Genomic DNA, 12,866 nt, shown 5'->3' with positions numbered 1-12,866 from the left:
TGATACGATGAAGAAACTTTTGCCCGTACTGATGCTTCTGGTTGGTCTGGGTGCCGGGATCGGTGCCGGGGTTTTTCTGGCGCCCTCCGGTGCCAAAGACATGGAAAAGCAGGACAAGGTGGAGGCCAAAGCCGACAAACCCAAAGAGAAATCCGCCAAAACCAAAGACAAAAAGGATGATGCGGGCGCGTTTGAATACCTCAAACTGACCAAGCAATTCGTGGTGCCGGTCGTGGATGCCGAACGCATTGAGGCTTTGGTCACCATGTCGCTGAGCCTTGAGATCACCCCCGGCAAAACCGAGGCCTTTTACGCGGTTGAACCCAAGCTGCGTGACGGCTTCCTACAGGTGATGTTCGATCACGCCAACACGGGCGGATTCGACGGAGCCTTTACCGAGTCCGACAATATGATGGTTCTGCGCAAGGCGCTGCTGGAAATGGCGCGCAAGGATCTGGGGGATGACGTCTCGCAGGTGCTGATCATGAGCGTCAGCCGCCAGGACGTCTAACCGAGCTGTTTCTTGGCCTGCGCCTGCTTCAGCGCAAGCATTTGGGCCGCCGACAGGTTTGCAACAGCCTGTTGGCGGCTAAATGCCATCCGCAACTTGTCCATTGCCGCCAGCTTTTGGGCCCGCAGCCGGGCCAGTTCCATATTCAGTTCACGGCGCGTGGCGGATTCCCATCCGTTCCACAAAACATCCGTGCCAGTGACGCGATACCCGTCGGTTGCGGCACTGTCCTGACGCGTTTGCCGGACCTGCGCGTCCAGCCGGGCCAGCTGTTGCTGCACGCGGGCTTCGGCCTCTAGTACCGGACGCAGCGCGTTGTATTCCTTTTGAAAGGCCGCATCGGTTACATGCCCAAGATCTGACAACGCATTTCGTTTCATCTGATCTGTCCTTTCGCCCGTTTGCGCATCGCTTCTGCAAACCGGATCGCGGCGGCGACCGGGCGGTAATGTTCCTCAGCGATTTCCTGGCCGACCTCGACCGCCGCATGCAACGCGCGTGCGGTAGGTGGATCAGAGTGGATGGGCACACCGGATTCGATGGCGCGGGCGCGGATCGCGGCGGCGACCTCATCGACGCCCTTGGCCACACAGATCGGGGCCGATCCTGCCGTCCGGGTCCATTTCAACGCCACCGCATAGTGGGTCGGGTTGACGATCACCACATCCGCTTTGGGCACGTCCGACATCATCTGATTGGTGGCAATGTCCTGCGCGCGCTGGCGGCGTTGTTGTTTGACATGCGGATCGCCCTCGGCATCCTTGGTTTCGTCCTGAATCTCTTTGCGCGACATGCGGTTCTTGCGCATGTGCTCGGCATATTGCCACAGGTAGTCCACCACACCGATCGCCAGCGCCACGGCGATGACGATGAACAGAAAACGAAACAGAAGGTTCATCATCAGCATGACCGACGAGCGCGCGGGCGCGGCACTGGCCGACAGGATATCGCTAAGGTTCGCACGCAGGAACAGAGCCAGGCAGGTGCCGTAGATCACCAGTTTCACAAAGCTTTTGGCAAATTCGAACAGGCCCCCGCGTCCGAATTTGTTCTTGGCGTTCGATATCAGCGAAATGCGTGAGAGTTTGGGCTTCAGCTTGCTGGGGGCAAAGACCAGCGCGCGCTGGGCGATGAGGCTTAGCAGCACGGCGCTGGCCGGCAAGGCAAACAGGATCAGCACTGACAGCAGAGCGGTTTTCAGCATTCCACCAACAGGGCTGGCGGCGGGGCCTTCGGTCAGCAAAGGCGCGAACGAGTGGGGCTGGTCGATCAGGACCACAAACAGGCTGCCCAACTGCTGAACGCCGAATTGCCCGGCCGCAAAAAGCGCGATGGCAAACCCGGTATAGGCAGCCACGACCGACAGGTCGTTGGATTTGGCCACCTCACCCTTTTCGCGCGCTTTCTGCAGTTTCTGTGGCGTCGGCTCATAGGACTTGTCGCTGTCGTCATCCGAGCCGCTCATCTGGAATCCTCAAGCGGGTTGACCATGAAGGCGAACAGGGCATCGGACCACACCGACAGGATCAGAGGCGTGCCAGCGAACAGCAGAAACAGGCCCGCAAAGGTGATGGCGGGGGCGCCGACAAAGGCCACCATCAGCTGTGGCATCGCGCGATTGATGACGCCAAGGGCAAGGTTATAGATCAGCGAGGCGATGACAAAGGGCATCGCCAGCGCAAAAGCCAGCCCAAAGCTGCGCGCGATGTGCTGCACGCCCCAATGCGACAGATCTTGCGCCAGTGGGGCCGTGCCCATGGGAAACAAGGTGTAGCTGTGGATCAGAAACTGCGCGACGCGGATGTGCAACCCGAGGATCACCGCCAGCGTCAGCCCGGCGAGTGTCAGCAGATACCCCATTGCGGGAACCGGATCGGCCGCCGCACCGCCAAGAATTTGGGACAGCGACGTTGCCTGCGCCGCGATGGACCCGGCGGTTTGCAGAGCCAGAACAAACAGGCGCAGGCCAAGGCCCAGAACCATGCCGATCAGCACCTCGACCACGATCAGGCGCGCCATCGGGAACAGGCCGGGCTCCGCGATCTGAGCCTGTATGGCGGGCGTGACGATCAGTGTAAAAGCCGCTGAGATGGCCAGTTTGACACGGGTCGGGATGCTGCGTTCGCCAAAGGCAGGCAGCAATGAGACCATGGCGGATACGCGCAGAAACACGGCAAACAGGTGCCACAGGCCCTCGCCCAGCTGAGGCAGCAGCTCGGGCGGCAGGGCGATCACGCGGGCACCGTTCCGACCAGGGCCGGGCGCGCCTCAAGCCCGATTTCCTCAAAGGACAGAACCGGATTGGCGACGCCGCGCGCGTGCATGATCGTGCGCAGCAACCGCCGCCGCCGGGTCGAGGTGACGACGGCGGGAAACACCCCGTGATCGGCCGATTGCGCCACGCTGTCGACCACGCCATCCGCCAGCTTGTTGAACAGATTCGGCGGCAGCGCCACGTCCAGACCTGCATTGGGCGCGTCGATCTGGTAGGTCGAGAATGTATCCTCCCATTCCGGGGCCAGCTGGATCAGCGGGATCGAGCCATCGTCGCGCTTCATCTCGGCCACCAGTTGGAAGCCCAGCCGCTGCCGGACCAGTTCGCAGATGCCTTCGGGTTGTGTTGTGGTCAGCCGCGCTTCGGCCACGCTTTCGAGGATCAGCGCCATGTTGCGGATCGAGACACGTTCGTCCAGCAAAAGCCGCAGCACCGCATGAAGCGTGTCGATCGGCACCTTGTCGGGGATCAGTTCATCCAGCAGCTTGCGGTTTGCCTCGGCCCGGACCGGATCGCTGAGCCGCGTCATCTCGGACAACAGGCGGCGCAGGGATTTCAGCGTCAGCAGACGCGAGAAATTCTGTTTGATGATCTCAAGCAGATGGGTGGCCAGAATCTCGGGCGGTGAGACGATGGTGGCCCCGCTCATCGCCGCGGCCTCTTGATCCTTGGGCAGAATCCAGCGGGCGGGGGCGCCATAGACGGGCTCGGTCACGTCATTGCCTTCGGGCAGCATGTCACGGTCATCCTGCACCAGCGCCAGCACCAGATCGGGGTTCAACACGCCACGCGCCTGTTCGACGCCTTGCACCTTGACCACATAGGTGCCCATGGGCAGATCGGCGCGGTCGGTCAGACGAATGTCAGGCAGGATCAGACCAAAGCTGGACGCAACATAGGTGCGCATATTGGCGATCCGCGCGTCCAGACCGGTGCCGGGGTTCAGCACCATGCTGACCAGATCGGGGGCAAATTCCAGATGCACGTCGTCCAGATCCAGAATGTCGCCAATGGCCTGCGATACCGGCGTTTCGTCCTGAGGGGCAGGTTCCAGCGCGGCCTCTTCCTCGGCCTTTTGTTTGCGGTGCACGTTGAAGGCGGCATATCCCAGCACGCTGGCCCCCAGAATGAAGGGCAGAAATGGCAGGCCGGGGACCAGCGCAAACAGCACCATCAACATCGCAACGGTGCCAAGCGCCGCCGGATGTTTGCCTAGTTGCGAGAAGATCGCGTTATCCGTCGCCCCCTGCGTGCCGCCCCGCGCCAGCAGCAGCGCAGACGCGATCGAGATGATCACCGCCGGGATTTGCGACACCAGCCCGTCGCCCACGGTCAGGATGGCATAGGTCTCAAACGCCGAGGAAATCGGCATGCCATGCACGATCACGCCCATGATCAGGCCCATCACCAGATTCAGCAGTGTGATCAGCAAACCGGCAACCGCATCGCCTTTGACGAATTTCGATGCGCCGTCGAGCGAGCCGAAAAAGGTTGTTTCCTGCTGTTCCCGCTCGCGCCGCTCTTTGGCCTGTTGGTGGTCGATGGCACCTGCGGACATGTCGCTGTCGATGGCCAGCTGCTTACCCGGCATGCCATCCAGTGCGAATCGCGCGCCAACCTCGGCCATGCGGGCCGCGCCTTTGGTGATGACCATGAAGTTCACGATCAACAGCACACCGAACACCACCAGACCCAGGAATACACTGCCGCCCATGACGAAATCGGCGAACCCTTCGATCACGTCTCCAGCAGCGTTGGGGCCGGTATGCCCTTCACCAATGATCAGCTTGGTCGAGGACACGTTCAGCGACAGCCGCAACATCAGCGAGGCCAGCAGGATCGTCGGGAAGGATGAAAAATCCAGTGGCCGCTCAATGAACAGGGTCAGCGTAAAGATCAGGATCGCCAGCGCGAAGGAGGCCGCCAACCCGACATCCAGCACCCAGGCGGGCATCGGCAGGATCATCATCACGATGACCGTCATCAGCGCCAACGCCAGCAGCACGGTCGGTGAGAACAGGGAACGAGTGTCGATCTTGGGCACGCGTGCCTCCTAGTTGAACGAGATGAAGGCGCTGGCGGAGCCGGATGGCGGAACAAGTGACCCCAACGCGCCCCCGCCCGATTGTGGCAGGGTCACGGGGATCAGGGGTGTCGCCGCAGCGGTGAAGGGATCGTGCGGTTCCGGTGCCACCGGCACCGTTTGATCCAGCTGCGCAAGAACGGTTTGAAACCGGCCGGAATAGGCGTTGGCCAGCGACGGCGTGCGTGAGTGATAGGCCCCGACAGCGGCCTGCCACGAACCAAGCTCGGCATAGAGGTCGTTCAGAAAGCGCGCTGCGTAGGTGGCGTTTTCATCGGGGTCGAACATGGCGTCGATGGACCGGAACGCTTTGCCGTGCCAGCGATAATTGATCTGGAAGCAGCCGATGTCAAAGCTGCGTTTGCCCGCTTTGAAGATGTTGAAGACATAGGTCTTCGCCTCATATTCCGAGGTGAACCAAAACCCTTGTCCTTCAACATTGATGGTCCAGGGCCAGGGCTCTAACCGCCCATCCCGCAGGCGTCCGGTTTCAACCCGTGCAATGGCGCGCATCACATCAAGCGGTACGCCCTCAGCCAAAGCCGCGCGCCGGGCGGCAGCGTCGCATATCCCGGCCACGCGGGCATCGGACATGGCAAAGCCCTGTTGCGCCCAGCCAAGCGCAAGGAAACTCAGTCCAAAGATAAATCGATAGGGCATTCTGCCGGTCCGGGATTCTGATCCATCCCGGCCAAGCTAGTCCCGCTTGGGTTTACAGAGGGTTATCAGCCAATCAGATTCGATCAATCCGCCGCCCGAATACGACGCTGGTATTGGTGCGCAGCACGCCGGGGATTTTGGCCAGATCGTCGACCAGAATATCCAGATCCTCAAGGCGTGGGGCTTCGGCCGACAGCAGCAGGTCGAACTCACCATTGATGGACAGGCAGAGTTTTACCTCGGGGTAGGCCTCAATCCGTTTGATGATGCGGGTGGTTTCCTTTTGCTGCACTTCCAGCAGCACAACGACCTGCACGCGCGGGGCGTCTTCGGAGCTGTTCAAAATCACCGAATACCCGGCGATCAGACCGCTTTCCTCCATCCGGCGGATGCGTTCGTGCACGGTGGTCCGGGCCACGCCCAGCTTTGCCGCGATTTTCGAGGTTGATTCGCGGGCGTTGTGTTGTAACGCGGTGATGATACGACGGTCTAACTGGTCCATGGTGCGCAAGGTGTAGTCCAGAGAGGGCGCCGGGCTCAAGACGTGTCAGTGCGCGCGGTTGCGTGCGGCCAGATCAGGGATGCCGCCACAATGCCGGGCGCTGCGATCAATGCGATTGCAGCAAGCGTGGGGGCGGCCCCAAAGCGCGTCATCATCCACCCTGCAAACGGATACAAAAACAACCAGCACACATGCGAGAGGGTGAATTGCGCCGCAAAAATCGCCGGGCGATCCTCGGGGCGGGTCGAGCGGGTCAACAGGCGGCCCGAAGGCGTCAGCGTGGCTGAATAGCCGAAACCCGCGCAAGCCCAAAGCAAGGCTAGCCCGAACAGCGAGACCGGACCGAGGGCAAACGCAGCCGCAGCCGCAATCATGGTTCCCAATGCGATGACGGCCCCGGTCAACATAGTGCTGCGATCTGTGTATCTGTTCAGCAGTCCGGGCAGGGCAAAGGCGGCCAGCATCGACCCGCCTCCGTACCCGGCAAGCGCGATGGCCACGGCGCTGTCAGCCAGGCCGAGATCGCTGCGCACGATGACGACGGTGTTGACGATGACCATCGCGCTTAGCGCTGCTGCTGTCCAGGTCAGCGCCAGAAGCCCGCGCAGACGCGGCGTGCGCAGGTACAGGCGGATACCGCGGGTGGTTCGGTCATAAATCCCGCGCCGCGCAGTTGGTTTGGGTGAGGGCAGCGCCACCGAAATCACCAGCAGTGCCGAGGCGGCGAACCCAAGGCCCGTGCCCCAGAACAGGCTGTCAAAGCTGACCGCCAACAGCAACGCAGCGGCAAGCGACGGGCTGAGCAGGCTTTCCAGATCATAGGCAAGACGCGACAGCGACAGAGCCTTGGTATAATCCTGCTCGTCCGTCAGGACATCCGGTATGGTGGCCTGAAATGCCGGTGTGAATCCGGCCGAGGCTGATTGCAGAAAGAAGATCAGCACATAGATCTGCCAGATCTCGGTCACGAAGGGCAGGCAGATCGCGACGCCCGCGCGCACAAGATCCAAAGTCACCAGCATCCGGCGACGGTCAAAACGGTCGGCAAAGGCGGCTGCGATGGGGGCGACCGTGACATAGGCCACCATCTTGATCGTCAGAGCTGTCCCCAGAACCAGCCCGGCGGCTTCTCCGGCCAGATCGAAAGCCAGCAATCCCAGCGCAACCGTCGCCAGACCGGTGCCCATCAAGGCCACAATCTGCGCCGCCAGCAAGTGGCGGTAAACGCGGTTTCGCAGTACATCCAGCATGTTGGGGTCGGACCTGTTGTGGCAATTCGCACCTGCCCTAATTGTCAGCCCAAAACCGCCAAGGTCAAGAAACCCGCGCAACTTGGTCGCATTCTATTGATAGCGTTGAGTTTGCGGCCCAAACCTCCTATCTCGGGGGCGATACCTGACAAAGGAAGACCCGCGTGGCGAACCACCTTTATAAGAACGACCTGCCGGACGGGTTGGATTTGGGCCCTGTTGTGGCCATTGATTGCGAAACCATGGGGCTGAACCCGCATCGCGACCGCCTGTGTGTGATCCAGATGTCGGGCGGCGATGGCAACAGCCACATCGTGCAGGTCGAAATAGGCCAGACCGAGGCCCCGAACCTGTGTGCGATGCTGGAGAACCCCAACGTCCTGAAGCTGTTCCATTTTGGCCGCTTCGATATTGCGGCGATGTACCACGCGTTCGGGGCGCTGGCCGCGCCGGTCTATTGCACCAAGATCGCCAGCCGTCTGGTGCGCACCTATACCGACCGGCATGGGCTGAAAAACCTGTGTCAGGAACTGATCGGTGTCGACATCTCAAAACAGCAACAGATGAGCGATTGGGGCGCCGAGACGCTGACAGATGCCCAGCTGGACTATGCAGCCTCGGACGTATTGTATCTGCACCAGTTGCGTGATGCGTTGGATGGTCGCCTTGCCCGTGAAGGTCGGACCGAGATGGCACAGGCGTGTTTTGACTTCTTGCCGATGCGTGCGAAGCTTGACCTCGCCGGTTGGCCCGAAACGGATATTTTTGCGCACTCATGACCGATTCCGAAGCATTTCTGAAAACCGCCCGACAGGTCGTCACGGATGAAGCCCGTGCACTGGACGTTCTGGCCGACGGGCTGGATGACCGCTTTGCCGAAGCGGTGCAGCTGATCCTGCAGGCTCCGGGCCGCATCATCATCAGCGGTATCGGTAAGTCAGGCCATATCGGTCACAAGATCGCCGCCACGCTGGCCAGCACCGGCACACCCGCTTATTTCGTGCATCCGGCCGAAGCAAGCCATGGTGATCTGGGTATGGTGTCCAAGGGCGATGTGGTTCTGGCCATCTCGAACTCGGGCGAGGCGCCGGAACTGGTGAACCTTCTGGCCTTTACCCGCCGCTTTGGCATTCCGCTGATCGGCCTGTCCAGCAAGCCGGAAAGCACCCTGATGAAACAGGCCGATGTGCACCTGTTGATCCCGTCGCTGGGTGAGGCATGCGGGTTTGGCATGGTGCCCTCGATCTCGACCACGCTGACGCTGGCGATGGGCGACGCGCTGGCGATTGCGCTGATGAAACACCGCGATTTCAAACCCGAAGACTTCCGCGCCTTCCACCCCGGCGGCAAGCTGGGCGCGCAACTGTCGACTGTGCAAGACCTGATGCACAAGGATCTGCCCCTGGTCTCTATCGAGACCCCAATGAGCGAGGCGCTGCTGGTCATGAGCCAGAAAAGCTTTGGCGTGGTGGGTGTGACCGATGCTGCGGGGAACCTGCTGGGCATCGTCACCGATGGCGACTTGCGCCGGAACATGGACGGTTTGCTGGACAAGACCACCGCCGAGGTGATGACTGAAAACCCCCTGACCATCGCGCCAAACGCCATGGCGGAAGAGGCTGTGTCGATCATGAATGACCGCAAGATCACCTCGCTTTTTGTCGTAGACCCCGACGCTCCCGGTCCGGCGCAGGGGCTGTTGCATATCCACGACTGCCTGCGCGTCGGGCTGGGCTAGGCGGAGGGTATTGCGGTGGACGGACATTCACGCATGGTTCAGTTCTTCAAGGTGGTGCTGCCATTGGTGGCCATCCTGATGCTGTCTACCGTGTTCCTTCTGTCGCGCAGTATTGAAACCGATGTGAAGGTGCCGTTCACCCAGAAAGATATCGAGGAACGGCTGGCAGATCAGGTGGTCACGCAGCCCGATTATCGCGGCACGACCCGCAAGGGTGAAGAGGTTCAGATCCAGGCGATCCGGGCCACGCAGGGCACCGAGAACTCGGTTCCTACCGCCGCCGAGTTCCGGGGGCGGATGGGCCTGTCCGATGGCGGGGTGATCACGCTGGATTCCAATTCGGGCATGATCCGCCCCGACAAGAACACCGCCACATTCGTGGGGGATGTTGTCATTACCTCGACCGATGGCATTGAAATCACGACCGATTTGCTGAATACCGCGCTGGACGAAATCCGCGGCGACGCGCCCGGGCAGGTCAATGGTACCGGGATTATCGGGAACTTCACCGCAGGCCGCATGCGCTTTGGTACCGAAAAAACCGATGGACCTGTGCATATTATTTTTACAGATGGCGTGAAACTGATATACGAGCCTGAAAAAGCAGAAAGATAACCTGTGTTCGATTTTCGATTTGTCCCCTTATGTGTTGCTCTGATGTTTGGCACTGGTTCTGCTGTGGCGCAGGAAACTCAGGTGGCGTTTGGCGCGACCAAAGCTGATCCAACCCTGCCGGTCGAGGTGACGTCAGAGCGGTTGAACGTCAATCAAGAGGACGGGTCAGCCGAATTCTTGGGCAACGTGATCGTCATTCAGGGCGAAATGCGTCTGACGGCCGAACGGGTTCTGGTCATCTATAACGAAGACCGGTCGGGCATCGAACGGATGGAAGCGACCGAGGATGTGGTTCTGGTCAGCCCACCCGACGCCGCCGAGGGCGATTGGGCCGAATACACCATCGACTCGGGCGAGATCGTGATGAAGGGCAATGTGCTGCTGACGCAAGGCCCCAGCACAATCAGCGGCGATCAGATGAATGCCGACCTGACCGCAGGCACCGCGACGATGACCGGCAATGTCAAAACCATTCTGCAGCAGGGCGCCAACTGATGGCGCGTCCCGAACTGACCGTGGCCCAGGGCAAATCCGGTCTCAAGATTGAAAAGCTACGCAAATCCTACCGCAAAAAAACGGTGATCCGCGACGTGTCGATGACGCTGGACCGGTCCGAGGTTGTGGCGCTGCTGGGACCGAACGGGTCGGGTAAGACCACAACGTTCTATTCGGTCGCCGGACTGGTGTTCCCCGAGGCGGGCACGGTCACCATTGACGGACAGGTTGTGACGACCCTTCCGATGTACCGCCGCGCGCGTTTGGGTATCGGCTACCTGCCGCAGGAAATGTCGATTTTCCGCGGGATGAGTGTCGAAGACAATATCGCCGCCGTGCTCGACATCACAGTTCAGCACGCTCATCGCCGCAAGGAGCGGCTGGAAGAGCTGCTGTCGGATTTCTCGATCGAACATCTGCGCCGTGCGCCAGCGCTGGCCCTGTCAGGCGGTGAGCGCCGCCGGGTCGAGATCGCGCGCTGTCTGGCCGCCGATCCGAAATATCTTTTGCTGGATGAGCCCTTTGCGGGGGTCGATCCGATCAGCGTAGGCGATATTCGCCATCTGGTGGCCGATCTGAAGAAACGCGGCATCGGGGTTCTGATCACCGATCACAACGTGCGGGAAACGCTGGAAATCGTGGACCGCGCCTATATCCTGCATGACGGACAGGTTCTGATGTCCGGCAGTCCGGATGAGGTGGTCGAGAACGAAAACGTCCGCCGCGTCTACTTGGGCGAAAATTTCCGTATTTCATAAGCTTGTGCAGGAATGCGCCGAACGCATGGCGGAAATCACGTATATACACGTCTGTTTTGATTGACTCTTCCGTCGTCTCTTGCCTCAATTGGGGTATGGCATTTCTTCGGTTCCCGACTGGATCATGGTGCCCCTTCCTGGAAGGGCGAAAGGTAGGACTACCCGGGGAATTGCCGTTATCCCCCACCCGATAAAAACAAGTGCGTCGCGTTACGTGACGTCAGAATGGGTGTGAATTGTGAAGGAGATCACATGCGTTACCAAATCAGCGGAAAACAGATCGACATCGGCGAAGCACTGCAAACTCATGTGCAGACCGAACTTGGCGAGGTTGTTGGCAAATATGCTCAGCGACCGACCGACGCCAATGTCGTCTTTTCCCGTTCTGCGCATGAATATGTTTGCGAAACCACCGTGCATTTGTCCACCGGCCTGACAGCGCAGGCCAAGGCCCACGCGACCGAGATTTACGCGGCGTTTGAGGGCTGCTGCGACAAGATGGAAACCCAGTTGCGCCGGTATAAACGGCGGCTCAAGGACCACCACAAAGATCGCGCCGAGCCGGTTGAACTCTTTGGGGCTTCCTCTTATATCCTCGCCTCTGACGAATCTGAATCGGCTGATGAGCCCGAAACGCTGCAGCCGATGATCGTGGCAGAGATGGAAACCAAGATCCCGTCGCTGAGTGTTGGTGAAGCCGTTATGCAGATGGAACTGGCTGGTGCCCCGGTGCTGGTGTTCCGGAATGAAAACAAGGACGGGTTGAACGTCGTTTACCGCCGGGAAGATGGCAATATCGGCTGGATCGATCCGTAACAGGCAAGAGATTTAGGCTCGCCCCTGCGCAAGCGGGGGCCCGCCATGGAGCGTGACAATGGAGCTTTCGAGCATACTCAAGCCCGAAGCAGTACGTGTATTATCTGCAGCATCCAGCAAAAAGCGGCTGTTTCAGGAAATTGCCGATGTGGCTGACACGACGCTGGGTCTTGACGCGCAGACGGTCGTTGACGGCCTGTTGGAACGTGAAAGCCTGGGACCTACGGGTGTAGGCCACGGCGTGGCGTTGCCGCATGCGCGCGTGGCCGAGCTCGAATCTGTCTCTGGTGTCTTTGTCATGCTGGAAAAGCCGATTGATTTCGGCTCGGTTGATCGTCAGCCGGTCGATTTGGCCTTTGCCCTGTTCGCACCCGAAGAGGCAGGTGTTGATCACCTGAAAGCACTGGCTTTGGTGTCGCGTACACTGCGCGATACATCTGTTTGTGCGAAATTGCGGGCCAATCCGGATCCGGTCAAACTCTATGCGATTTTGACCGAAGCCCAATCGATGCAGGCTGCTTAAGACGCTGTCAGTTACAAAAAAGCCCCCGGTTTTCCGGGGGCATTTTGTTTTAGCCGCCGGTTCCCATTTCCAGCGTCCACCAGATTTTGCCGCCACCTTCCTGATGCCAGGCAAAGCCCATCTGGCTGGCTTTGGGGTCCATGATCACAGATCGTGGGCCGGGTTGCTGCATCCACGCGGCCAGGGTTTCTGTTTCGGTCTCATAGGTCTCAGAGATCGCCTCGCCCAGGAACGTCCCGAAATACCCAACGCGCTGGGCGCGATCGATCGGTGACGAGCCGTCGGAACCAAAGTGCCACGGCCGGTTTTGGCGGGCCATATCCTTGGAATGGGTCGCGGCTGCGGCGTTCAATTGTGCGTTCAGCTGTACCGGCTGCAGCCCCTGCGCCTGGCGCAATGCGTTGACCGAATCAAGCATGCGGAATTGCAGTTTTTCGGGATTGCCGCGAATCTTGTAAACCGTCGGCAGAGGCCGTCCGTCCGCCCCGTAGGTTGGGGTGCTGCTGGGGGAACATGCTGCCAGTGCAACAAAACAGGCAAATAGTAAGGAAAATATACGCGTCATGATCGACCTGGTGATTGATTTAACCTAGGGCATAGCGCGACAGACCGTCTGGGGCAAACGCACAATGCCGCGCTT

General features: G+C 60.1%; 16 protein-coding genes. 8 read left to right on the top strand and 8 right to left on the bottom strand.

Features of this window, described 5'->3' with window-relative positions; translation table 11 throughout:
• Positions 1-7 precede the first annotated feature (7 nt).
• Positions 8-511 (top strand): flagellar basal body-associated protein FliL, encoded by a 504-nt coding sequence (locus ACR0J5_RS19945; RefSeq protein ID WP_480656536.1) that lies wholly within the window; start codon positions 8-10, stop codon positions 509-511.
• On the opposite strand, the gene ACR0J5_RS19940 is transcribed toward ACR0J5_RS19945, so the two are convergent.
• The 7 genes from ACR0J5_RS19940 to ACR0J5_RS19910 form a co-directional block, all read right to left on the bottom strand.
• The gene (locus ACR0J5_RS19940; RefSeq protein ID WP_480656534.1) at positions 508-891 is read right to left on the bottom strand and encodes a hypothetical protein; all 384 of its coding nucleotides are present in this window, start codon (positions 889-891) and stop codon (positions 508-510) included. The genes ACR0J5_RS19945 and ACR0J5_RS19940 overlap by 4 nt on opposite strands.
• Positions 888-1,976 (bottom strand): flagellar type III secretion system protein FlhB, encoded by a 1,089-nt coding sequence (flhB, locus tag ACR0J5_RS19935; RefSeq protein ID WP_480656532.1) that lies wholly within the window; start codon positions 1,974-1,976, stop codon positions 888-890. The genes ACR0J5_RS19940 and flhB overlap by 4 nt, the downstream gene beginning before the upstream one ends.
• Positions 1,973-2,746, bottom strand: coding sequence for a flagellar biosynthetic protein FliR (locus ACR0J5_RS19930; protein ID WP_480656530.1), 774 nt, complete (start codon positions 2,744-2,746; stop codon positions 1,973-1,975). The genes flhB and ACR0J5_RS19930 overlap by 4 nt, the downstream gene beginning before the upstream one ends.
• Positions 2,743-4,830 carry a flagellar biosynthesis protein FlhA gene (gene flhA / locus ACR0J5_RS19925; RefSeq protein WP_480656528.1) on the bottom strand — a complete coding sequence of 696 codons (2,088 nt, stop codon included), beginning with the start codon at positions 4,828-4,830 and terminating at the stop codon, positions 2,743-2,745. Before flhA ends, ACR0J5_RS19930 begins: the two co-directional genes overlap by 4 nt.
• 9 nt (positions 4,831-4,839) lie before the next feature.
• On the bottom strand, positions 4,840-5,529 hold the full coding sequence (locus ACR0J5_RS19920) for a lytic transglycosylase domain-containing protein (RefSeq protein WP_480656526.1): 690 nt from the start codon (positions 5,527-5,529) through the stop codon (positions 4,840-4,842).
• Positions 5,530-5,602: 73 nt separating this feature from the next.
• A complete protein-coding gene (locus ACR0J5_RS19915) occupies positions 5,603-6,070 on the bottom strand; it encodes an Lrp/AsnC family transcriptional regulator (protein ID WP_480656524.1) in 468 nt (155 codons plus the stop codon).
• The gene (locus ACR0J5_RS19910) at positions 6,067-7,281 is read right to left on the bottom strand and encodes an MFS transporter (RefSeq protein WP_480656522.1); all 1,215 of its coding nucleotides are present in this window, start codon (positions 7,279-7,281) and stop codon (positions 6,067-6,069) included. The genes ACR0J5_RS19915 and ACR0J5_RS19910 overlap by 4 nt, the downstream gene beginning before the upstream one ends.
• A gap of 164 nt (positions 7,282-7,445) precedes the next feature.
• On the opposite strand from ACR0J5_RS19910, the gene ACR0J5_RS19905 reads away from it, so the two are divergent.
• From ACR0J5_RS19905 to ACR0J5_RS19875, 7 genes are all read left to right on the top strand, one after another.
• A complete protein-coding gene (locus ACR0J5_RS19905; RefSeq protein ID WP_480656520.1) occupies positions 7,446-8,060 on the top strand; it encodes a ribonuclease D in 615 nt (204 codons plus the stop codon).
• Complete coding sequence (locus ACR0J5_RS19900) at positions 8,057-9,019, top strand: KpsF/GutQ family sugar-phosphate isomerase (RefSeq protein WP_480656518.1); 963 nt, start codon at positions 8,057-8,059, stop codon at positions 9,017-9,019. The genes ACR0J5_RS19905 and ACR0J5_RS19900 overlap by 4 nt, the downstream gene beginning before the upstream one ends.
• Positions 9,020-9,052: 33 nt before the next feature.
• Positions 9,053-9,634 carry an LPS export ABC transporter periplasmic protein LptC gene (gene lptC, locus ACR0J5_RS19895; RefSeq protein ID WP_480656517.1) on the top strand — a complete coding sequence of 194 codons (582 nt, stop codon included), beginning with the start codon at positions 9,053-9,055 and terminating at the stop codon, positions 9,632-9,634.
• Positions 9,635-9,676: 42 nt separating this feature from the next.
• Positions 9,677-10,129 carry an LptA/OstA family protein gene (locus ACR0J5_RS19890; protein WP_480656515.1) on the top strand — a complete coding sequence of 151 codons (453 nt, stop codon included), beginning with the start codon at positions 9,677-9,679 and terminating at the stop codon, positions 10,127-10,129.
• Entirely contained in the window at positions 10,129-10,887 is a 759-nt protein-coding gene (gene lptB, locus ACR0J5_RS19885; RefSeq protein WP_480656513.1) for an LPS export ABC transporter ATP-binding protein, read from the top strand. The genes ACR0J5_RS19890 and lptB overlap by 1 nt, the downstream gene beginning before the upstream one ends.
• 252 nt (positions 10,888-11,139) lie before the next feature.
• Positions 11,140-11,703: a ribosome hibernation-promoting factor, HPF/YfiA family gene (gene hpf / locus ACR0J5_RS19880; protein ID WP_480656511.1), complete on the top strand. Its 564-nt coding sequence runs from the start codon at positions 11,140-11,142 to the stop codon at positions 11,701-11,703.
• Positions 11,704-11,761: 58 nt separating this feature from the next.
• Positions 11,762-12,226: a PTS sugar transporter subunit IIA gene (locus ACR0J5_RS19875; protein WP_480656509.1), complete on the top strand. Its 465-nt coding sequence runs from the start codon at positions 11,762-11,764 to the stop codon at positions 12,224-12,226.
• Between the two features lie 49 nt (positions 12,227-12,275).
• On the opposite strand, the gene dalA is transcribed toward ACR0J5_RS19875, so the two are convergent.
• On the bottom strand, positions 12,276-12,791 hold the full coding sequence (gene dalA, locus ACR0J5_RS19870) for a divisome-associated lipoprotein DalA (RefSeq protein WP_480656507.1): 516 nt from the start codon (positions 12,789-12,791) through the stop codon (positions 12,276-12,278).
• Positions 12,792-12,866 lie beyond the last annotated feature (75 nt).

Source organism: Ruegeria sp. BE1 (assembly GCF_056538885.1).
This window is presented reverse-complemented; position numbering and strand designations above follow the sequence as displayed.